This is a genomic window from uncultured Jannaschia sp. (genome assembly GCF_947494055.1).
Taxonomy (GTDB): Bacteria; Pseudomonadota; Alphaproteobacteria; order Rhodobacterales; family Rhodobacteraceae; genus Jannaschia.
Genome location: NZ_CANLTR010000013.1, coordinates 49,020 through 69,924, shown reverse-complemented (window position 1 = coordinate 69,924; position 20,905 = coordinate 49,020). Strand labels below are relative to the sequence as shown.

Here is a 20,905-nt window from a genome sequence, read left to right as displayed (position 1 = left end):
AGAACGGTCCCGCGAAACGAAAGGTCCGTTCATGGCAAAGCCCGTCATCCTCTGCATCCTCGACGGCTGGGGCATCTCCGACCGGCCGGAGCAATCGGCGCCCGACTGCGCGGAGACGCCGCATTTCGACCGCCTGATGGCGACCTGCCCGCATGCGACGCTCACGACCTTCGGCCCGGCCGTCGGCCTGCCGGAAGGGCAGATGGGCAATTCCGAGGTCGGCCACATGAATATCGGCGCGGGCCGCGTGGTGCGGATGGATCTGGGCCAGATCAATCACGCGATCGAGACGGGCGGCTTCGCGGAGGAGGCGGCGATCGAGAGCTGGGTGCAGACCGTCCGGCAATCGGGGGGCAGGGCGCATCTGATCGGCGTCATCTCGGATGGCGGGGTCCACGGACATATCGACCACGTCCTCGCCGCCTGCCGGACCGTCGTGGCGAAGGAAATGCCCGTCGTCCTCCACGCGATCACCGATGGCCGCGACGTCGCCCCGCGGTCTGCCGAACGTTTCGTCGAAAAGCTGATGGCCGAGCTGCCCGAGGGCGTGCAGGTCGGGACGCTGTCGGGACGCTACTTCGCGATGGATCGCGACAACCGCTGGGATCGCGTTCACCGGGCCTGGTGCGCGATGGTCCGGGGCGAGGGTCGGGCCGCCGAGACCGTGCCCGCCGCCCTTTCCGTCGCCCGGGACCAAGACGAAAGCGACGAGTTCATCCAGCCGACCGTGATCGGCGGCTATGCGGGCATGAAGGACGGGGACGGCGTGTTCTGCCTCAACTTCCGCGCCGACCGCGCCCGCGAGATCCTCTCCGCGCTGGCCGGGCCGGACTTCGACGGGTTCGAGACCGGTGAGCGTCCCGGTCTGCACATGCTGGGCATGGTCGACTATTCCGACCTGCACGACGAGTACATGACGACCGTCTTTCCGAAGCGGACGGTGAAGAACACGCTGGGTCACTGGGTCGCCGAGAAGGGGCTGACGCAGTTTCACGTCGCCGAGACGGAGAAGTATCCGCACGTGACCTTCTTCCTGAACGGCGGCAAGGAGGCGCCCGAGACGGGGGAGGACCGGCTGATGCCGAAATCCCCCGATGTGGCGACCTACGACCTGCAGCCGGAGATGTCGGCCGGCGCGGTGACGGATGCGCTCGTCGAGGCGATCGGCAAGCGCTACGACCTCATCGTCGTGAACTTCGCGAACCCGGACATGGTGGGCCATACCGGCGATCTGGAGGCGGCCACCCGCGCCTGCGAGGCGGTGGATCACGGGCTTGGCCGGGCGCTCGAGGCGCTGGAGGCAACGGACGGCGCGATGATCGTCTGCGCCGATCACGGCAATTGCGAGACGATGATCGACCCGGAGACGGGCAAGGCGCATACGTCGCACACGCTCAACCCCGTGCCGGTGATCCTGTGGAACGGGCCGGAGGGCGCGCGGCTCAGGAATGGCAAGCTCGGCGACCTCGCACCCACGCTGCTGGCGCTGATGGGGCTCGACACGCCCGACGAGATGACCGGCGAGAGCCTGATCGCGTGAGGCGCCCGGACATGGTGCCGGTCTCTGCCTGTCCGGTGACGGCAAGTTGAATGATCCGGAGCCGATGCGACCGCCGGGACCGTTCTCGACGCCGCGGGAAAGGGCTAAGAGCCGCGAAGCGCATCGCTTGCGTCGCGGCGATCCGGCGGAATCTGTCAAATCATGCGTGATACCGTCACGGGCGGTGGCGCTTTGCCGTTCGAGGCGCTTTATGTCGAAGCCAAACCGGGCGGGAGGCCCGCGAACCCGGCGATGCGTGTCGCCAGCGAACAGGGGAACGAGATGAGGAAATTCGCGATGGCCGCCGGTGGCGGCATCTTGGCCGGTATCCTGGCCACGACGCAGGTAGCCGGTCCGCTCCTTGCACAGCAGGCCGATGAAGGTTCGGTCTACGAGCAGCTCGACCTGTTCGGCATCGTGTTCGAGCGCATCCGCAGCCAGTATGTCGAGGACGTGGACGAGAGCGAACTGATCGAGGCCGCGATCAACGGCATGCTCACCTCGCTCGACCCGCACAGTTCCTACCTGCCGCCGCGCGATTTCGAGGACATGCAGGAGGATACCCGCGGCGAGTTCGGCGGCCTCGGCATCGAGGTCACGCAGGAGGAAGGCTACGTCAAGGTCATCACCCCGATGGACGGGACGCCCGCTTTCGAGGCCGGCGTGGAGGCGGGCGACTACATCACCGCCGTGGACGGCGAGAACATCCTCGGCCTGACGCTCGAGGATGCGGTGGAGATGATGCGCGGACCGGTCGGCTCCGACATCACCGTGACCATCGTGCGCGAGGGGCTGGAGGAGCCGCTCGACATCACCATCACCCGCGACACGATCCGCCTGACCGCCTCCCGCGTCCGCAAGGAGGGCGACTCGATCGTCATCCGCGTCTCGACCTTCAACGAGCAGACCATGCCGAACATCGAGGACGGCCTGAAGACGCTCGAGGATTCGGGCGAGATGGAGGGCGTCAACGGCGTCGTTCTCGATCTGCGCAACAATCCCGGCGGATTATTGACGGCTGGTGTCGCGCTGGCCGACGCGTTCCTCGACCAGGGCGAGATCGTGTCGACGCGCTCGCGCGACATCACCGACGGCGACCGGTTCAACGCCAAGGAAGGCGACATCACCGACGGCCTGCCGCTCGTCGTGCTGATCAACGGCGGATCGGCCTCGGCCTCCGAGATCGTGGCCGGCGCGCTGCAGGACCATCACCGCGCCGTCGTCGTCGGCACGAAGTCCTTCGGCAAGGGCTCCGTCCAGACGATCATGCCGGTGCAGGGCGACGGCGCCATCCGCCTGACCACCGCGCGGTACTACACGCCGTCGGGTCGCTCGATCCAGGCGCTCGGCGTGTCGCCCGACATCGTCGTGGCGCAGCCGCCCCGCGATCCGAACGCCGAGACGGAGGAGGACGAGGAGGACAACGCGCTCACCCCGCTCCGACGCTCCGAATCCTCGCTGCGCGGCGCGATCACCAACGACAGCCTGTCCGAGGAGGAGCAGGAGCAGGTCCGCGAGGAGCAGGCCGCCGCCGAGGAAGCCGCGCAGCTCCGCGACGAGGATTACCAGCTGGCCTACGCCATCGACATCCTCAAGGGCCTGGGCGTCATCGAGCCGCGCTGAAACAGGGACGGGGCGGCGCCTGCGCCGTCTCGCTGACGCTATGACCGAGTTGACGCCCGATGAGATCGCCGCGCTGCCCTACCGTCCCTGCGCCGGGGTCTGCCTGACCAATCCGCAGGGGCTGGTCTGGGTCGGGGAACGGCTCGACCGGCCGGGCGCGTGGCAGATGCCGCAGGGCGGGATCGACGCCGGGGAAGTCCCCGAGCATGCGGCCCTGCGCGAGTTGCGCGAAGAAACCGGAATCGTGCCCGAGGCGGTCGAACGGCTCGATTCGATGCAAGAGCCGCTGCCCTACGACCTGCCGCACGACCTCGTGCCGCGCATGTGGCAGGGGCGGTTCCGGGGCCAGTCGCAGCACTGGTTCCACTTCCGCTACGACGGTCCCGACGCGGCCGTCGATCTCGACGCGCATCAGCGGGAGTTCTCCCGCTGGTGCTGGATGTCGGGACCGGAGGTGCTGGCCTCTATCGTTCCGTTCAAGCGGGACATCTACGCCGACGTGCTGGGTCGGTTCGGTTTGCTCTGACGTCGCCTCGCCACGCGTCGTCATTGCATGACCGCCGGGCCCGCCGCATGCGGGACCGGCAAAGCCCGGAGACCGCCATGACCCGCCTCATCCTCGCCGCCCTGCTCTCGACTGCGCTCGCCGGTCAGGCGAGCGCGCTGTCCTGCCTGCGCCCGTCCGTGCCGTCGAGCTTTCAGGCGGCCGACACGTCGGAGGCGGACTACGTGCTCGCCATCGGACGGGTCCAGCCGCTGCCCGGGGAGGAGATCGCGCCGGCCGACGACACGCCGAACGACCGGAAGGGCTATTCCGTCCGGACGCGGTTCGACGGCGAGATCGCGGGCGCGGACGGGTTCGACACCACGGTGAGCTTCCCCCTGACGGTGGAGGTCGAATGCGTCGGCCACTGGTGCGGCGGCGTGCCGCTCGACCGCAACATCCTGTTCGTCGAACGCCGGGGCGAGGAGAACGTGCTGATCGAGGGGCCGTGTCCCCGCTTCGCGCTCGACGCGACCCCCGAGGCGGAGGCCGACGTGCTGGCCTGCCTCCGGGGCGAGGCCTGCACGCCGCCGTCCTGACGCGTCACTCGCCGATGGCGACGCCCTCCCGCCGCGGATCGGCCCCGCCCGATAGCGTCTCGCCGACGGCGATCGCATGGAGGCCGGAGTTGAGGTCGCGGATCTCGGTCTCGAACCCCATCTCGCCCAGCGGCCCCGCGAGCGCCTCGGCGGAGGTCCCGGCCTCGAGGTCGTAGGTGCCGAACCGGTTCACCAGATGCGGCATCGCGAGCGCGGCCTGCACGTCCATGCCCCAGTCCATATGCGCGATGATCGCCTGCGCCACGTACCCGATGATCCGGCTGCCGCCCGGCGAGCCGATGACGAGTTCCGGCGCGCCGTCCCGCATCACGATGGTCGGCGCCATCGAGGAGCGCGGCCGCTTGCCTGGCTCCACCCGGTTGGCGATGGGCACGCCGTCCTCGTGGGTGGAGAAGGAGAAGTCGGTCAGCTCGTTGTTCAGCAGGAACCCGCCCGGCGCCATCAGGTGCGAGCCGAACCCGCCCTCGATCGTCGTCGTCATCGACAGCGCGTTGCCGTCGCCGTCGACGATGGAGATGTGCGAGGTCGACGGCATCTCGATCGCGTCGTCGTCGCCCCAGAGCATCGCATGGTCCCAGGGCGGCGAGCCGGCGTTGACTTCCGGCAGCGCGTCGTCGCCCTGCAGCAGCTGCGACCGCTCCTCCAGATAGGCGTCGTCGAGCAGGCCCGCCGTCGGCATCGGGACGAAGTCGCTGTCGGCCATGTAGCGGCCACGATCCGCGAAGGCGAGGCGGGAGGCGTCGCCGATCAGCCGCCAGGCCTCGGGCGAGTCCGGCCCCATTCCGGCGATGTCGAAGGGCTCGATCAGGCCGAGGATCTGCCCGACCGTCAGCCCGCCCGAGGAAGGCGGCCCCATGCCGCAGATCTCCGCCCCCCGGTAGGGTGCGCAGACCGCGTCGCGTTCCACCACTTCGTAGGCGGCAAGGTCGTCCAGCGTTAGCTTGCCGGGCTTCTCCGCGTCGCGCACCGTGGCGACGATCCCCTCGGCGATCTCGCCGTAATAGAAGGCCCCCGCCCCCTCCGCCGCGAGCGCGCGCAGCGTCTCGGCATACGCGGGGTTGGTCAGAGTGGCGCCCTCCGCGACGGGCGCCCCGTCGGGCAGGAAGTAGGCCGCCGCACTGGGCGAACCGGGCAGGTATTCGTCCTCCGCCACCAGCCCGGCGAGGCGGGGCGAGACCTCGAACCCGTCCTCGGCATGGCCGATCGCGTCCTCGAACAGGCCGGCCCAGTTCGCCCGGCCCCATTTCCGATGCGCCACCTCCATCAGCATCGGCGTACCCGGCGTGCCGACCGACAGGCCGCCGATCACCGCGTCGTAGAAGTCCATCTCCTCGCCGTCCTGCTGGAACAGGAGGGGCGTGGCATCCATCGGCGCCGTCTCGCGCCCGTCGAGCGTGGAGAGTTCGCCCGTCTCGGCGTCGTACCAGACGAGGAACGCGCCGCCGCCGAGGCCCGAGCTCTGCGGCTCGACGAGGCCCAGCACGGCCTGCACCGCGACCATCGCGTCGGCGGCGTTGCCGCCCTCGCGCAGCACGCGGGCACCGGCCTCAACGGCGAGCGGGTTCGCGGCGGCGACCATCCAGTCCTCCGCCTCGACGGGGGCCGTCGCCTCCGTGGACAGGTCGACGGCCCCCTCCGGCGCGACGGCATCGGCCGCCTGCTGCGCGTGAGCGGGTAGGAACATGAGCATCGAAAGCGCGAAGCTGTATCGGATCGGTCGCATGGCGTGTCTCCCTGTCACAACTGGCGACAGGATGGCGAAACCTGCCGTTGGGGCAAGCCTCAAGCGGCGCGAAGGCGCAATGGCGTCTCGCGGATGGGCAGGTGCACGATGGCCGAGAGCAGCCCGACGCCCACGCCCACCCACCAGACCGCGACGTAGCTGCCGGTCGAATCGTAGAGCGTCCCGCCCAGCCAGACGCCGAGGAAGCTGCCGAGCTGATGCGAGAAGAAGACGAGCCCGTAGAGCGTGCCCATGTAGCGCAGCCCGTAGATATGCGCGACGAGACCGGAGGTGAGCGGCACCGTGGCGAGCCAGAGCCCGCCCATCGCCACCGAAAACAGCACGACCGAGAGCGGCGTGATCGGAAGCGCGATGAAGAGCGCGGCGATGACGGTCCGGCCGAGATAGATGCCGGCGAGCAGGTACTTCCGGCTGAACCGCTTGCCGAGCCAGCCCGCGTAGAGCGTGCCGGCGATATTGGCGAGCCCGATGAGCGAAATCGACAAGGCGCCCAGCGTCGAGGTCGTGGTGATGCCAAGCGCGTAGAGCGTGGTCCCCGGCGCGATCGGCCCGCACATCTCGGTCACCAGCGCCGGGAAATGCGCGGTGATGAAGGCGAGCTGGTAGCCGCAGGAGAAGAAGCCGACGAAGATCAGCCCGTAGGAGGGGTCGCGGATGGCGCGGCCGAGGATCGTGGCCATGCTCTCCTCGAGCTCGGCCCGGCTCGCCACGGGCGCGCGCATCGTCGGCAGCGCGAGGAGGGCGAGGCAGACCACGGCCGCGAAGATCAGGAACACCTCCTGCCAGGAATAGAAGCCCAGCAGCCATTCCGCCGCGGGCGCGCCGAAAACCTGCCCGAGCGAGCCGGCCGCGGTGGCGATGCCGAGGCTCATCGAGCGGTTCTCGTCCGAGGCGGCGCGGCCGACCACGGCGAGGATCACGCCGAAGCCCATCCCCGCGATGCCGAAGCCCACGAGGATCTCCAGCATCTGATGGGCGCCTGGCGTGACCGCGAAGGACGACAGGACGAGCCCCGCCGCGTAGCAGATCACGCCGAGGACGATGGCCTTTCGGTCGCCGAACCGGTCGGCGATGGCCCCGAAGATCGGCTGACCGATCCCCCAGGCGAGGTTCTGGATGGCGATGGCGAGGCTGAACTCCGCACGCGGCCAGCCGAACTCCATCGCGATCGGGATCTGGAAGACGCCGAAGCTCGCGCGGATGGCGAAGCCCACCATCAACACGATGCAGCCCGAGATGAGGACGGGCGTGAGCAGGCGGTTCAGCGCGGGGGCGGGCAGGGCGGTCATGTCCCCAGTGTTCCGGAACCCCGGCCGGCGTCAATGGCATTCCCGCGCTTGTGGCGGTCGGCCCCGGACGGCATGAGGGCGCCATGACGATGCAGGAGCTCTACGCCGCAAGGGTGGCCGATGGCACGCTGTCGCCCGATCCGGCGCAGGAGGCGGCGCTGGCCCCGCTCGAACGCGTCCGCGCGAAGCTTGCGAAGCCCGCGCGGCGCGGCTTCCTCGGCTTCGGGGCGAAGGCGCCCGAGGGGCCGTCGGGCGTCTATCTCTGGGGCGGGGTCGGGCGCGGCAAGTCGATGCTGATGGATCTGTTCCACGAGGCGGCGCCGGTGCCGTCGCGGCGGGTGCATTTCCATGCCTTCATGCAGGCGGCGCACGAGGCGATGCACGAGGCGCGTGCCGCCGGCACCCGCGATGCGCTTGCGCCCTTCGCGCAATCGGTGATCGCCGAGGTCCGCGTGCTCTGCTTCGACGAGATGCAGATCACCGACATCACCGACGCGATGCTGGTCGGGCGCCTGTTCGAGAAGCTCTTCGCGGGGGGCGTTCACGTGGTGACGACCTCGAACCGGGTGCCCGACGACCTCTACAAGGACGGGCTCAACCGCGCTCTGTTCCTGCCCTTCATCGACATGGTGAAGGACCGCATGATCGTGCACGAACTCGCCGCCGCGCGCGATTATCGCCAGGATCGCCTGTCGGGGCAGCAGACCTACTTCGTCGGCGGCGGCGCGCTGGACGAGGTCTGGGCGGCGCTGACCTCCGGCGCGTCCGAGGGGCTGACGCTGCGGGTGAAGGGACGCGACCTGCGCCTCGACGATTTCGCCTCGGGCGTGGCGCGGGCCTCCTTCGCCGATCTCTGCGGACGGCCGCTGGGCGCGGCCGATTACCTCGCGCTGGCACGGAACGTGCGTGTGCTGATCCTGACCGACGTGCCGAAGCTGGACCGCCGGCACGGCAACGAGGCGCGCCGCTTCGTGACGCTGATCGACACTCTTTACGAGGCCCGCGTGAAGCTGATCATCTCGGCCGAGGCGGAACCCGAAGCGCTCTCGCCGGGCGACGTGTTCGAGTTCGAGCGCACCGCGAGCCGCTTGCGGGAGATGCAGGCGGAGGGCTGGGGCGGGACCGATTGAGCCGGGACCTTCGGGCTTGGCGCGAGGGCCGGAGCCTCCGGCGGGGATATTTACGAAGCAAAGACCGGGCGGTCTCGATCCCGAGGGAGTTCGGGCCGCCCGCGGTGCGCCGCCGGTATTGTCCTGTCGGTGGACAGAACCCTCATCGTCTTTGCGTGCACGTACCCCCGAAATGGCGGTCATTGCCAGGGTTGGCGACGTGGCCGACGCGACGGGTATCCGCCACGGCGCCGAGTCGGGCGCGGCGAGCGTCCTATCCGGTCCGGCTGGCGCGGGGCAGAGCGGACATCGGGATGGGGCCGCACGGATCCTCGACACTGGCGGAAATCGCGAGCGGGGTTTCGGGCGGCACGCCGCTCTCCTCGATGAACACCCCGTCGACGCAGACGTCCTGTGCCCGGTTGCCGCCGTTGAAGCCGAAACCGGGCGTGCCGCAATCGGTGGCGGTGCCGTCGGCGTTCCATTGCTGGTAGCTGTCGTCCTCCGGATAGCCGCCCATCCGGAAGGCGAGCGCGTCGGCGTCGAAGCGCAACATCCAGGAAGTCTCGGACGTGGCCTCCTCCGCCGACCAGCGGCCGAGATAGGAATCGTCGCGCCAGCCGGTGATGGTGAATTCGGTCACGTCACGTTCGGTGACGAGACCACGCAGGCCGTCGGGATAGGCAATCACGCCCTCGATCCGGTAGCCCGCCTCGCCCCGCCAGCAGAAGCCGTAGGTGACGGCCTGTGCCGGCCCGGCGCAGACGAGCGCCATGCCGAGGGCGAGCGCCGCCCTGTGCCGCAGATTATCACGTCGTGTCGTGGTCATCGCGAATTCCATTCGGTTCGCCGTCGACGCTGTATGCGGGCGCGCGGTTTCAACCGTTCGTGCGCAGGACATGGCCGGCGAGATAGAGCGAGCCGCAGATCAGGATGCGCGCGTCCGGGGCCGTCGCGGCGATGCGTTCCACCGCGATGTCGAGCGATGCGGCCTCGGAGGCCCGCATCCCGGCGGCGCGCGCGGCGGACAGGGTCTCGGCCGCACTGAGCGTGTTCGGCTCGCCGGGTATGGAGACGGCGTGCAGATGGTCGACCAGCGGCGCGAGCGGGCGCATGTAGCCGGTCACGTCCTTGGTGTTGAGCATCCCGCAGACGAGATTCAGCGGACGCGGCGGCAGGCGCCCGAGCGCCTCGGCCAAAGCGGCGCCGGCGGCGGGGTTGTGGCCGCCGTCGAGCCAGATGTCGGCGGGGGCGGCCTGCACGAGAGGGCCGGACTTCAACCGTTGCAGCCGTGCGGGCCATTCCGCGCGGGTCATCGCGGCCTCGGCCCCCTCGGCGCGACCAAGCGCGCGCAGCGCCGCGACGGCCATGCCGGCATTGTCGACCTGATGCGCGCCGATCAGGCGGGGCAGGGGCAGGTCCATCAACCCGGTCTCGTCCTGGTAGACGAGCCGCCCGTCCTCCTCCGTCACGTGCCAGTGCTGGCCGTGGATCAGGAGCGGCGCGTTCAGGCGGGCGGCACGGTACTCGATGACCTCGAGCGCGGCCTCCTCCTGCGGACCGACGATGCAGGGCACGCCGGGTTTGAGGACGCCGGCCTTCTCGGCGGCGATCTTCGGAAGCGTGTCGCCCAGGAACGCCTCGTGGTCCATCGAGACCGGCGCGATCACTGTGAGCCGTGGATTGACCACGTTGGTCGCGTCGAGGCGTCCGCCGAGGCCGACCTCGAGAAGCGTCCAGTCGGCGGGCGTGCGCGCGAAGGCCAGGAGCGCGGCGCAGGTCGTGATCTCGAAATAGGTGATCGGATCGGTGCCGTTCGCGACCTCGCATTCCTCGAGCAGGCGGATCAGCTCCCCTTCGCCGATCAGCTCGCCCGCGACGCGGATGCGCTCGTGGAAGCGGGCCAGATGCGGGGAGGTGTAGGCATGGCAGGTCTCGCCCGCGCCCTCGAGCCCGGCGCGGATCATCGCGAGGGTGGAGCCCTTGCCGTTCGTTCCGGCGATGTGGATCACCGGCGGCAGGCGCGTCTCGGGATGGTCGAGTACGGCGAGGAGCCGGTGGACGCGGTCGAGGACGAGGTCGATGACCTTCGGGTGCAGCGACATCAGCCGGGTCAGGACGACATCCGAACCGGTGGTCACCTGGCAGGTTCCGTCTGCGGCTCCGGCTTGGGCAGGATCGGCTCGACCGGTTCGGGCGCGGGCAGGTCGCCCCGGACGATCGGCGTCTGGCCCGTCAGCATCCGCACGATGGTCGCGAGTTCGTCGCGGTGCCGGCCCCGTGCCGTCACCCGGTCCAGCATGCCGTGGTCGAGCAGGTATTCGGCGCGCTGGAACCCCTCGGGCAGCGTCTCGCGGATGGTCTGTTCGATCACGCGGGGGCCGGCGAAGCAGATGAGCGCGCCCGGCTCCGCGATCTGGATATCGCCCAGCATCGCGTAGGAGGCGGTCACGCCCCCCGTCGTCGGATGCGTCAGGACCACGATGTAGGGCAGCCCCGCCTCGCGCAGCATCTCCACCGCGATGGTGGCGCGGGGCATCTGCATGAGGCTGAGGATTCCCTCCTGCATCCGCGCGCCGCCGGCGGCGGAGAACAGGATGAGCGGGCGCTTCGCCTGCACCGCACGCTCGGCCGCGGCGATGATGGCGTTGCCGACATACATGCCCATCGACCCGGCCATGAAACCGAAATCCTGCGCGGCCACGACGACCGGGGTGCGATGGATCTCGCCTTCGGCCACCAGCATGGCCTCGTGCTCACCGCCCTGCTTCTGCGCGGCGCGGAGGCGTTCGGGATAACGCTTCTGGTCGCGGAACTTGAGCGGGTCCTCCACGGGGGCGGGCACTTTCACCTCGTTGAAGACGCCACCGTCGAACAAGGCGGCGAACCGATCCCGCGGGGCGATGTGCATGTGGTGGCCGCAATTCGTGCAGACGTTCAGATTGTCCTTGAGCTCGCGGTGAAACAGCATCGTCCCGCATTCGTCGCACTTCGTCCACAGATTCTCCGGCACCTCGCGACGGGAGAAGAGCGAGTTGATCTTCGGGCGGACGTAGTTCGAGATCCAGTTCATCGGAGGCTCCGCATGGTCGGCCCCGAGATAGACACCGGGGCCGGCGAATGCAATTCGCCCCGCCGCTCACCCGGTCCGGTCGCCCCGGGCGAGCCACAGGCGGATGCAGGCCCAGACGATCACCGTGACCAGCATGTCGTGGAGAAGCATCGGCGGCAGCGTCGCCACGTCGTCGGCCCCGAACGGTGTCCGCCAGAGCGCGAGGCCCGAGAGCGACCCGTCGAGCGCGAGGATCAGGATGGCCGAGGCGTTGTTGACGAAATGCACGCCCCATGCCGCCCCGATCCCGCCGGTCACGCGGGTCAGGTCGGCGGCGACGAGGCCGAACAGCACCGCGGCTCCGACGATCCAGAGCGCATTGTCGCCGGTCGAGGCGGGATCGTAGTGCAGGAGACCGAAGACCAGGGCCGGCGCGACCATCCAGACCAGAGGGCTGTCGAAGCGGGCGGCGAGCTGGGACTGGAGATAGCCGCGGAACACCAGTTCCTCCGCGCCGGTCTGCAGCAGGATGCCGGCGAGCGCCGGGACCAGGTACAGGAGGAACGTCCCGGTCGGCGTCTGTCGCACCGCATCGAACGGGGCGGGGAGAAGGATCGTGGCGAGGAAGACGAGCGCCGTGATCGTGGCAGCGGCCGCGAAGGTGGCGACGGGCCGGGCTCCGAACAGCGTTGCGGGACTGGCATGGTGCAGCCAGCGGACGGCGATGAGCGGGCCGGCGAACATGCCCGCGAAGGTCGCCAGCAGGACGAGCACGGCGTAGGGCGTCGTCCCCGAGACGAGGGCGCCCAGCCAGGCCGCACCCCGCTCGGGGCCGAGGATCGCCGTGATCCCGACCATCATCGCCGCGATCGTCGCCGTGTAGACGACGAGGATGACGACCGATCCCCCCACCAGCCGCCAGACGCTCGGATACCGGCGCGCGGGCAAGACGAAGCGCGCGAAGCTCTCGGTCCACATCGGCAGCGTCCTCCCCGGTCCGGCCCGATCCATACGCGCGGGGGTAGGGCGCGGCAATGCAAGGCGCGACGCCGCTTGTCCCGTGCCCTCCCGGCGTCTATCCCGTCCGGCAAACGATATCGGGGACGAGACCATGCCGACGAACCGCCCGGACAAGAGCCGCCTGCCCAGCCGCCACGTGACCGAAGGGCCGGCCCGCGCGCCGCATCGCAGCTACTACTACGCGATGAACCTGACCGAGGAGGAGATCGCGCAGCCCTTCGTCGGCGTCGCGACCTGCTGGAACGAGGCCGCGCCCTGCAACATCGCGCTGAACTGGCAGGCGCAGTCGGTGAAGACCGGCGTGAAGGCCGCCAGCGGCACGCCGCGGGAGTTCACCACGATCACCGTCACCGACGGCATCGCGATGGGCCACGAGGGAATGCGTTCCTCGCTCGCCTCCCGCGAGGCCATCGCCGATACGGTGGAGCTGACGATGCGCGGGCATTGCTACGACGCGATCGTGGGGTTGGCCGGCTGCGACAAGTCCCTGCCGGGGATGATGATGGCGATGGTGCGGCTCAACACGCCGTCGGTCTTCATGTATGGCGGCTCGATCCTGCCCGGCAAGGTGCCCGAGGGCGCCGACGTGCCCGCGGACTTCGCGTCCCGCGACCTTACTGTGCAGGATATGTTCGAGGCCGTGGGCCGCTACCAGGCGGGGGACGTGTCGGATGCGCAGCTCGCCGTGCTCGAGCGGGTGGCCTGCCCCTCGGCCGGGGCCTGCGGCGGTCAGTTCACCGCGAACACGATGGCCTGCGTTTCCGAGGCGATCGGGCTCGCGCTGTTCAACTCATCGGGCATGCCGGCCCCCTACGAGAGCCGGACGCAATACGGAGAGGCGTCGGGTCGGGCGGTGATGAACCTGCTCGAGAAGAACATCCGCGCGCGCGACGTGGTGACCCGCCAATCGCTCGAGAACGCGGCGCGGGTCGTCGCCTGCACCGGCGGTTCGACAAATGCCGGCCTGCACCTGCCGGCGATCGCGCACGAGGCGGGGATCGATTTCGACCTGGGCGACGTCTGCGAGATCTTCCGCGACACGCCCTATTTCGTCGATCTGAAGCCGGGCGGGCAATATGTGGCCAAGGATCTCTACGAGTCCGGCGGCGTGCCGGTCGTGATGAAGGAACTGCGCCGCGCGGGCCTGATCCACGAGGATTGCATGACGGCCTCGGGCCGCAGCATCGGCGAGGAGCTCGAGCGCACCGAAGGCGGGCCGGACCGCAAGGTGATCTACCCGGTCGACGCGCCGATCTCGAAGACCGGCGGCGTGGTCGGGCTGAAGGGCAATCTCGCTCCCGACGGGGCCATCGTGAAGGTCGCGGGCATGAAGGCCGAGGAGCAGGTCTTCTCCGGCCCGGCGCGCGTCTTCGAATGCGAGGAGGATGCCTTCGCCGCCGTGAAGGCGCGCGAATACGAGGAGGGCGAGGTCATCGTCATCCGCAACGAGGGGCCGGCGGGCGGCCCGGGCATGCGGGAGATGCTGGCGACGACGGCGGCGCTGTCGGGGCAGGGCATGGGCAAGAAGGTCGCGCTCATCACCGACGGGCGTTTCTCGGGCGCGACGCGCGGCTTCTGCGTCGGCCATGTCGGCCCCGAGGCCGCGCAGGGCGGGCCGATCGCGCTGGTGCAGAATGGCGACGTGATCACGCTGAACGCACTCGAGGGAACGATCTCGGTCGATGTCGACGAGACGGAGATGGACCGGCGCCGGCAGGCCTGGAGCGGCCCGCGCGCGACGATCTACGCCTCCGGCGCGCTGTGGAAATACGCCCAGCTCGTCGGCGCCGCCCGGCTCGGCGCCTGCACCCATCCGGGGGCCGCGGCGGAATCCCACGTCTACATGGATCTCTGAGGCGGCGGGGATGGTGCTTCGCCTCCCCGGCCTGCGCGACACGCTGCTGTCGCGCCGTGCCCGGAGGCGATGGCGGCGGGCGGCCGACGAGGCCGGGACGATGGATGCCGCGACGCTTGCGCGCGTCCTGCCCGCCGCGCGGGAGATGTCGGCGGCCGCGCAGGAGCTCGTCGCGACGGCCGAGGCGCGGCTCCACGATCACGCAGCCGCATGCGAGGGTGCCGTGGCCCCCTCCGAGTGGGGCTGGCGTCCCGCGCCCTGGTCCGCTCGGATGGCTCCGCATGCGATCGCCGGCGCAGGGGACGGGACGTCGCTGGCTCCGGGCGTCACGCTGTTCCACGATTGTCCGCTCGCGGAGATCACGTTGCGACAGGGGCGCAGCGTCGAGGCCCGGTCCTCCGCGCCCTACGCATTGTCGCTCGACGTGCTGGGCTTCGAGGGGACGTTCCTGTCGCTTGCCATGGACCTGCCGGACGCGGCGGCGCGGGCCTTGCGCGCGACCCACCTCATCGACGTGTCGGCGCGGCTCGCGAGCGAGCGTGCGATGACGGTCTATGCCCGCCTGAACCTGCGCCACGGCCCGAATGTCGAGCAGCTCGTCAGCGCCCTGTCACCCGGCGACCGCCCGGCGGGCGAGGTCGGCGGTGCGTTCGACCTCGGCCTGCAGGACATCAATCCAGCCAGGATGGAAGCGGCCTGGATCGACCTGATCTTCGACGATCCCGGCATGAACGCGGTGCGGGTCGACGATCTGGTGCTTTCGCGCCGGCCACGCGCGGATCTCTGACCGGATGGGCTGGGTTCTGCATCGTCTCTCGATCACCGAGGGCAGCTATCTCGGATTGCTGACCGGCGCCGGCACGCCGCCCCCGCTGGAACTGGCGATGGGGGACCGCGTCCTCGGACCGGTCACGATCGCACCAACCGACACGGGATGGCAGGTGACCGGCGCGCTCGGAACGGCGCCGTTGACGATCGGCACGCATACGGTGGTGGTTCGCGTTGCAGGGGGCGAGATCCTCGATCGCGTCACAATCGTCACCGGGTTGGAGGCTCCCGAGGATCTGCGCGCAGAACTGGGCGCCCTGCGTGCGGAGCTGGCGGTGCTGAAGGCGGCCTTCCGACGGCACGTGACACGGGGTGGTTGATTCGGCGAATGGGGCAGGGTCGGGCCGGAAGCTTGTCTGCCGCAATCCCGCCCCTTATATTATCAATGAGTTAACGTAGACAATCTACTGTTTCTTGCCCCGCTTTGATCCCGAAACGATCCCGGGATTGACCGGTGCGGGGCACGGTTGCGCCGCATTTCGGCGACATCTTGCCGGCCAATCGGAACGGATCGAAGGGTCGCGTCATGGATCGTCTGTCGGAAATGGAAGCCTTCGCCATGGTCGTCGACCAAGGCGGCTTCACGGATGCCGCGAGGAAGCTCGGCATCTCCAAATCCGCGGTCTCCAAGCACGTCTCCTCGCTCGAGACACGTCTCGGCGCGCGCCTTCTCAACCGCACCACGCGCCGGGTCTCGCCCACGGAGATCGGGCTGGCCTATTACGACCGCGCCCGGCGCGTTCTCAACGATGCGGGGGAGGCGGATGCCCTGGTGACCTCGATGCAATCCGCCCCTTCGGGCACGCTTCGCGTCTCGATCGCGACCGATTTCGGTGTCAACCACATCTCGCCGATCCTTGGCACGTTCCTGCACGAATACCCCGATATCACCGTCAACATGGTGCTCAACAACCGGCATGTCGAGCTGATCTCCGAAGGCTTCGACCTCGCCGTACGGATCGGCGAGCTCGAGGATTCGACGCTGCGCGCCCGCAAGCTGGCCGAGACGGAAAAGCAGATGATCGTCTCGCCGGCCTATCTCGAGAAATACGGCCGGCCGACCCGGATCGACGACCTGAACGAGCACAAGCTGCTGCATTACTCGAACCAGGCCAACGGCTCGGTCTGGAAGCTCACCGCGCCGTCGGGCGAGAAGCGGCATATCCGCTCGGCCGGCTGGCTGACGGTGAACGACGGCCAGTCGCTCCTGAACGCCGCGTTGGGCGGGCTGGGTATCGCGTTCCTGCCGGACTTCCTCTATGCCGACGCGATGCGGGAGGGCCGACTGGTCCCGGCCATCGAGAACATGGCGCCCGAGAGCCTGGGCATTTACGCGGTCTACCCGCCAGGTCGTTACACGCAGCCCAAGGTGCGCGCCTTCATCGACTTCCTAGTGGAGAGCTTCCGCGACAAGGGGCCGGGCCTCTGGTGAGCGTCACGGCACGGAGATGATCACCGCCTCGACCCGACGGTTCGCGCGGCGTCCGGCCTCGGTGTCGTTCGGGGCGATCGGGGTGAAGTAGCCCGCCCCGTAGGTTTCCACGCGCCCGCCCGCCACGCCGTAGCGCCCGGTCAGCGCCGCGCGCGCGCTTTCGGCGCGGCGCCGAGACAGCGTCATGTTCGTCGCCCCCGAGCCCTGCGCGTCGGTATGGCCGACGAGCGCCACATTCGTCTCCGGATGCGCTTGCAGGTACGCCGCGAGTTCGGCGAGGGATTCGTATTCCTCCGAGGGAAGCGTGGTCGAGCCGGTCGCGAAGGCGAGGTCGCCCAGCACCGCCCGCCCCGTCGCGTCGAGCGCGGCGGCGATGTCCGTCCTGTCGGGGACCGGGTCGGCCGCCGGCGGCGCCTCGGGCGGGGGCGGTGCCGGAGCGGTCGCCGGGGTCACGGTCGTGATCTGGACATAGCCCTCGGCCCCGGACGGACTGGCGACGATGGTGGTCCAGGCATCGTCCTTCCGCGCCGCGAGATAGCGGTAGACCGCGAGGTCCACGAACATCGCCGGGGCGGGCGCGATGTCGAGTTCGAAGCGGAACTCGAACCCGCCGCAGGTCTCCGCCCGGCAGGTGAAGACGATCTCCCACCCCTCCGCCTGCAACTGGTCGCGCAGCGGCGCCAGAAGCTGCAGCGCGGTCGCGTCCGGCGCGTCGAGCCGCCAGACCCGCTGCGACACCGTTCCCTCCGCGCGCGCGAAAGGCAGCGTCCCCTCGAAGGGGCCGGTCGCGACCCGCTGGCTTCCGAGCGGCGTCGATTCCTCGAAAGTGATCTCGCCGGGATAGGGCATGGCGAGCTGCGCTAGTGCCGCCGGGGACGACAGGAGCAGGATCGCGACCGCTTGGATCGACGCGCCCGCCAATGGCGTTCGAAGCCGCGTCGCGATGGCCGAGGCCCTGCGGTGCGTCATGTCGCAGAGGCTCGCATGTCCGCATTCCGGCCGGGACAGTGCCTCGCAACGCGCGGAACCAGGTCGAACACGCCTTGGTCGGGAGGGGCAGGGGCCGGGTCCGTCACCGCGGCATCCAGTACCGGTAGCCGCCCCGGCGGACGAGGCCCGCGCGGGTATAGAGCGCGACCGCCGCCGTGTTGCTCGCCTCCACCGGCAGGGCGATGAATCGGGCGCCATGAGCACGGGCCCAGCGCCCGGCATGGCGCATGCCGAGGTGGCCGACGCCGCGCCGGCGCATGTCGGGGAGCGTGAGAACCATGTGGCAGACCGCGATCTCCGCGTGGATCGCGACGAAGAGCGCGCCGGCCGCCCGGTCGTCGAGCCGAAGCAGGATCGCCGCCTTGGGCGACGGGGCACGATGCGCCGGCGCGCGGCGGTCGGCCGGGTTGCCGTACGCGTCCCAGAGTGCGTCGCAGATCGCGAGTGGCGGCCAGTGGGGGACGCCGCTGACCGACGGAACCTCGCCCGGGATCGCGTCGAGCGGACCGGCCATGAGGTCGGACAGACCGCTGGCCGCATAGTCGCGCGCCGCGAGGAGTTCGGCCAGCGCGTCCTCCGCGCCGTCGCGGGTGCCGAAGATCGTTCCCGGCCGTGCGGCCTCGACCGCTTCGATCGCGTCCATGCCGGCCACGGCGCCCGGACGCAGTCGCGCGGAGATGGCGCGCCGCGTTCCCGTCCGTTCGGCGGGCAGGTCGAACGGGCCGAGACGTTCGAGACGCGACGGTGGCCAAGTGGCCCGGATCGCCGCCATGATCCGCGCATCGTCGGGCAGGTCGGCGACCCCCTCGCTCATGCGAAGAGCGAGGCCAATCGTGCTGTCGCCGCGTCGAGCCGGGTACGGTCCGCGCCGCGGATCACGACGTTCGAGCCGTGCACCCCGTCCTGCTGGAACGGGTAGGAGCCGAAGGAGAGGTCGCCGAACTCCGCCACGAGCGCGCTCAGCGGTTCGGCGATGTCGCCCTCGCCGCGCTCGATCCGCGTGCTGGTCGACAGGAGCGGCGTGCCACCGGTCAGCTTCGGCAGGACGGAGGCCACCATTGCCTGGAACACGCTCGGCACGCCGGCCATGACATGGACGTTGCCCAGCGTGAAGCCGGGCGCGACCGAGACCGGATTGTCGATCAGCGTCGCGCCCTCGGGGATGCGGGCCATGCGCAGGCGGGCATCGTTCAGCTCGCGCCCGGTGCGATCGTAATGGTCGGCGAGCAGGGCGCGGGCGTCGTCGCGGATATCGACGGGCACGCCGAAGGCCGCGCCGATCGCGTCGGCGGTGATGTCGTCGTGGGTCGGGCCGATGCCGCCCGAGGTGAAGACGTGGTTCCATGCGGCGCGCAGCGCGTTCACCGCCGCGACGATGGCCGTATGGTCGTCCGACACGATCCGGGCCTCCCTGAGGTCGATCCCCGCCTCGGTCAGCCGGCCGGCCAGATGATGCATGTTGGCGTCGCGCGTGCGGCCCGACAGGATCTCGTCGCCGATCACCAGCATCGCGGCATTCGGGTTTGGTGTGGCGTCGGGCATCGCGGTCTCCTCGTCCTCGACGTGGGTATAGGTCGCGCAACCGGGCTCTGCCATAGCGGGCGCCGCCACCGGGCCGCAGACATCACTGCGGTCTTGGACCGTCCTATTGGAAAATGGCCGGGTCTGGACTTATATGGCGCCCATCGAACGGAGGCGGATGTGGACGACGCACGCAGCAGGCTGACACGGGACGGAATTCGCATCTACGATGCGGTGGATTTCGCGGGCATGCACACAGCCGGCCGTCTGGCCGCCGAGCTGCTCGACCGGATCGCCGAGCATGTCGTGCCGGGGGCCACCACGGGCGGACTCGACCGGCTCATCACCGATTGGGTGGCGCAGGCCGGCGCGACCTCGGCCACGATCGGCTACAAGGGCTATGCGCACGCCTCCTGCATCAGCGTGAACCACGTCGTCTGCCACGGCATCCCGGGCAGCAAGATTCCCGGCCGCTCCAGCGACGAGCTGCGCGACGGCGACATCCTCAACATCGACATCACCGTCATCGTCGACGGCTGGTTCGGGGATTCGAGCCGGATGTACGTCGCGGGCGAGGCCAAGCCCTTCGTCCGGCGGCTGCTCGACGTGACGCACGACGCGCTGATGAAGGGGATCGAGGTGATCCGTCCGGGCCGGACCTTCGGCGATATCGGGCACGCGATCCAAGCCTATGCCGAGGGCAACGGCATGTCGGTCGTGCGCGACTTCTGCGGCCACGGGCTGGGCCGCGTCTTCCACGCCCCGCCCAACGTGCTGCATTACGGCCGGCCGGGCACCGGGGCCGTGCTCGAGGAGGGGATGTTCTTCACCGTCGAGCCGATGATCAATCTCGGCGGGCCGCAGACCAAGGTCCTGTCCGACGACTGGACGGCGATCACGCGGGACAAGAAGCTCTCCGCGCAGTTCGAGCATTCGGTGGGCGTGACGGCGACGGGCGCCGAGATCTTCACGCTCTCGCCCGCGGGCCGCTTCCACCCGACCCTGGGGGCTTAACCGCGCCTTAAGCCCTGCCGGTCGATCTGTCCGGCATGACTCGCCCGAAGCCCGAACTCGACGAAGCGCCGATGCCCGACCTGTTCGCAGGATCGGCCGGCCCCGTCGAGCCGGATCCCCGTCGCGCCCATCGCGCCCGCCTGCGGCAGCGCTTCATGGAGGGCGGGGCGGCGGCCATGCCCGATTACGAGTTGCTGGAACTGATCCTGTTCCGGGCGATCCCGCGCGGCGACGTGAAGCCGCTGGCCAAGCGGCTCCTGCGCGCGTTCGGCGACCTGAACCGTGTCATGGCCGCGCCCGCCGAACGGTTGGCGGAGGTGCACGGCGCGGGGCCGTCCGTGGTGGAGCAGCTCAAGATCATGGAGGCGGTGGGCCATCGCATGGCCCGTGCCCGCGTGATCCACCGGCCGGTCCTGTCGTCCTGGGACGCGCTGCTCGACTATCTCAAGACGGCGCTCTCGCATCAGGACCGGGAACGGTTCCGGGTGCTCTATCTCGACCGCCGCAACGTTCTCATCGCCGACGAGGAACTGGCGCAGGGAACGGTGGACCACGTACCGGTCTATCCGCGCGAGGTGGTGAAGCGGGCGCTGGCGCTCAACGCCTCGGCGCTGATCCTCGTGCACAACCACCCGTCGGGCGATCCCCGGCCGAGCGAGGCGGACATCGCCATGACCCGCGCGATCCGCGATGCGGCGGGCCTGCTCGGGATCGCGCTGCACGATCACCTCGTCATCGGGAAGGGGGCCGAGACCTCCTTCCGGTCGGAGGGGCTTCTCTGACC

20 protein-coding genes are annotated in these 20,905 nt (G+C 69.7%); 11 read left to right on the top strand and 9 right to left on the bottom strand.

Annotation, left to right across the window (positions count from 1 at the left end; translation table 11 throughout):
* Positions 1–31 precede the first annotated feature (31 nt).
* From gpmI to Q1A87_RS12850, 4 genes are all read left to right on the top strand, one after another.
* On the top strand, positions 32–1,540 hold the full coding sequence (gpmI, locus tag Q1A87_RS12865) for a 2,3-bisphosphoglycerate-independent phosphoglycerate mutase (protein WP_299651944.1): 1,509 nt from the start codon (positions 32–34) through the stop codon (positions 1,538–1,540).
* Positions 1,541–1,822: 282 nt separating this feature from the next.
* Entirely contained in the window at positions 1,823–3,163 is a 1,341-nt protein-coding gene (locus tag Q1A87_RS12860) for a S41 family peptidase (RefSeq protein WP_299651973.1), read from the top strand.
* Between the two features lie 49 nt (positions 3,164–3,212).
* Positions 3,213–3,689, top strand: a complete 477-nt coding sequence (locus tag Q1A87_RS12855; protein ID WP_299651971.1) for an RNA pyrophosphohydrolase — start codon at positions 3,213–3,215, stop codon at positions 3,687–3,689.
* A 77-nt stretch (positions 3,690–3,766) separates the two neighbouring features.
* Positions 3,767–4,246: a hypothetical protein gene (locus Q1A87_RS12850; protein WP_299651943.1), complete on the top strand. Its 480-nt coding sequence runs from the start codon at positions 3,767–3,769 to the stop codon at positions 4,244–4,246.
* Positions 4,247–4,250: 4 nt separating this feature from the next.
* On the opposite strand, the gene ggt is transcribed toward Q1A87_RS12850, so the two are convergent.
* The gene (gene ggt / locus Q1A87_RS12845) at positions 4,251–5,990 is read right to left on the bottom strand and encodes a gamma-glutamyltransferase (protein WP_299651941.1); all 1,740 of its coding nucleotides are present in this window, start codon (positions 5,988–5,990) and stop codon (positions 4,251–4,253) included.
* Positions 5,991–6,049: 59 nt separating this feature from the next.
* Positions 6,050–7,300: an MFS transporter gene (locus Q1A87_RS12840; RefSeq protein ID WP_299651939.1), complete on the bottom strand. Its 1,251-nt coding sequence runs from the start codon at positions 7,298–7,300 to the stop codon at positions 6,050–6,052.
* An 83-nt stretch (positions 7,301–7,383) separates the two neighbouring features.
* On the opposite strand from Q1A87_RS12840, the gene zapE reads away from it, so the two are divergent.
* A complete protein-coding gene (zapE, locus tag Q1A87_RS12835) occupies positions 7,384–8,430 on the top strand; it encodes a cell division protein ZapE (protein WP_299651937.1) in 1,047 nt (348 codons plus the stop codon).
* A gap of 253 nt (positions 8,431–8,683) precedes the next feature.
* On the opposite strand, the gene Q1A87_RS12830 is transcribed toward zapE, so the two are convergent.
* The 4 genes from Q1A87_RS12830 to Q1A87_RS12815 all read right to left on the bottom strand — a co-directional run bounded on the left by Q1A87_RS12830 (position 8,684) and on the right by Q1A87_RS12815 (position 12,439).
* Positions 8,684–9,238 (bottom strand): hypothetical protein, encoded by a 555-nt coding sequence (locus Q1A87_RS12830; RefSeq protein ID WP_299651935.1) that lies wholly within the window; start codon positions 9,236–9,238, stop codon positions 8,684–8,686.
* Positions 9,239–9,287: 49 nt separating this feature from the next.
* A complete protein-coding gene (locus tag Q1A87_RS12825; RefSeq protein ID WP_299651969.1) occupies positions 9,288–10,514 on the bottom strand; it encodes a folylpolyglutamate synthase/dihydrofolate synthase family protein in 1,227 nt (408 codons plus the stop codon).
* Positions 10,515–10,546: 32 nt separating this feature from the next.
* Entirely contained in the window at positions 10,547–11,482 is a 936-nt protein-coding gene (gene accD / locus Q1A87_RS12820; RefSeq protein WP_299651934.1) for an acetyl-CoA carboxylase, carboxyltransferase subunit beta, read from the bottom strand.
* 66 nt (positions 11,483–11,548) lie between these two features.
* On the bottom strand, positions 11,549–12,439 hold the full coding sequence (locus Q1A87_RS12815) for a type II CAAX endopeptidase family protein (protein WP_299651932.1): 891 nt from the start codon (positions 12,437–12,439) through the stop codon (positions 11,549–11,551).
* 133 nt (positions 12,440–12,572) lie between these two features.
* On the opposite strand from Q1A87_RS12815, the gene ilvD reads away from it, so the two are divergent.
* The 4 genes from ilvD (at position 12,573) to Q1A87_RS12795 (ending at position 16,596) form a co-directional block, all read left to right on the top strand.
* Positions 12,573–14,336, top strand: a complete 1,764-nt coding sequence (gene ilvD, locus Q1A87_RS12810; protein ID WP_299651930.1) for a dihydroxy-acid dehydratase — start codon at positions 12,573–12,575, stop codon at positions 14,334–14,336.
* A 10-nt stretch (positions 14,337–14,346) separates the two neighbouring features.
* Positions 14,347–15,123 (top strand): DUF6478 family protein, encoded by a 777-nt coding sequence (locus tag Q1A87_RS12805; RefSeq protein ID WP_299651928.1) that lies wholly within the window; start codon positions 14,347–14,349, stop codon positions 15,121–15,123.
* A gap of 4 nt (positions 15,124–15,127) precedes the next feature.
* Positions 15,128–15,484 carry a hypothetical protein gene (locus tag Q1A87_RS12800; RefSeq protein ID WP_299651926.1) on the top strand — a complete coding sequence of 119 codons (357 nt, stop codon included), beginning with the start codon at positions 15,128–15,130 and terminating at the stop codon, positions 15,482–15,484.
* A gap of 206 nt (positions 15,485–15,690) precedes the next feature.
* Positions 15,691–16,596 (top strand): LysR family transcriptional regulator, encoded by a 906-nt coding sequence (locus tag Q1A87_RS12795; protein ID WP_299651967.1) that lies wholly within the window; start codon positions 15,691–15,693, stop codon positions 16,594–16,596.
* Positions 16,597–16,599: 3 nt separating this feature from the next.
* Here the strand turns inward: Q1A87_RS12795 and Q1A87_RS12790 are convergent, their stop codons facing one another.
* From Q1A87_RS12790 to Q1A87_RS12780, 3 genes are all read right to left on the bottom strand, one after another.
* Positions 16,600–17,565, bottom strand: coding sequence for an OmpA family protein (locus tag Q1A87_RS12790; RefSeq protein ID WP_299651924.1), 966 nt, complete (start codon positions 17,563–17,565; stop codon positions 16,600–16,602).
* Between the two features lie 103 nt (positions 17,566–17,668).
* Positions 17,669–18,400 carry a GNAT family N-acetyltransferase gene (locus Q1A87_RS12785; RefSeq protein ID WP_299651922.1) on the bottom strand — a complete coding sequence of 244 codons (732 nt, stop codon included), beginning with the start codon at positions 18,398–18,400 and terminating at the stop codon, positions 17,669–17,671.
* Positions 18,397–19,128 carry a molybdopterin-binding protein gene (locus Q1A87_RS12780; RefSeq protein ID WP_299651966.1) on the bottom strand — a complete coding sequence of 244 codons (732 nt, stop codon included), beginning with the start codon at positions 19,126–19,128 and terminating at the stop codon, positions 18,397–18,399. The genes Q1A87_RS12785 and Q1A87_RS12780 overlap by 4 nt, the downstream gene beginning before the upstream one ends.
* 159 nt (positions 19,129–19,287) lie before the next feature.
* On the opposite strand from Q1A87_RS12780, the gene map reads away from it, so the two are divergent.
* Both map and radC read left to right on the top strand, forming a co-directional pair.
* Positions 19,288–20,121, top strand: a complete 834-nt coding sequence (gene map, locus Q1A87_RS12775) for a type I methionyl aminopeptidase (RefSeq protein WP_299651920.1) — start codon at positions 19,288–19,290, stop codon at positions 20,119–20,121.
* Between the two features lie 71 nt (positions 20,122–20,192).
* Positions 20,193–20,903, top strand: a complete 711-nt coding sequence (gene radC / locus Q1A87_RS12770; protein ID WP_299651964.1) for a DNA repair protein RadC — start codon at positions 20,193–20,195, stop codon at positions 20,901–20,903.
* Positions 20,904–20,905 lie beyond the last annotated feature (2 nt).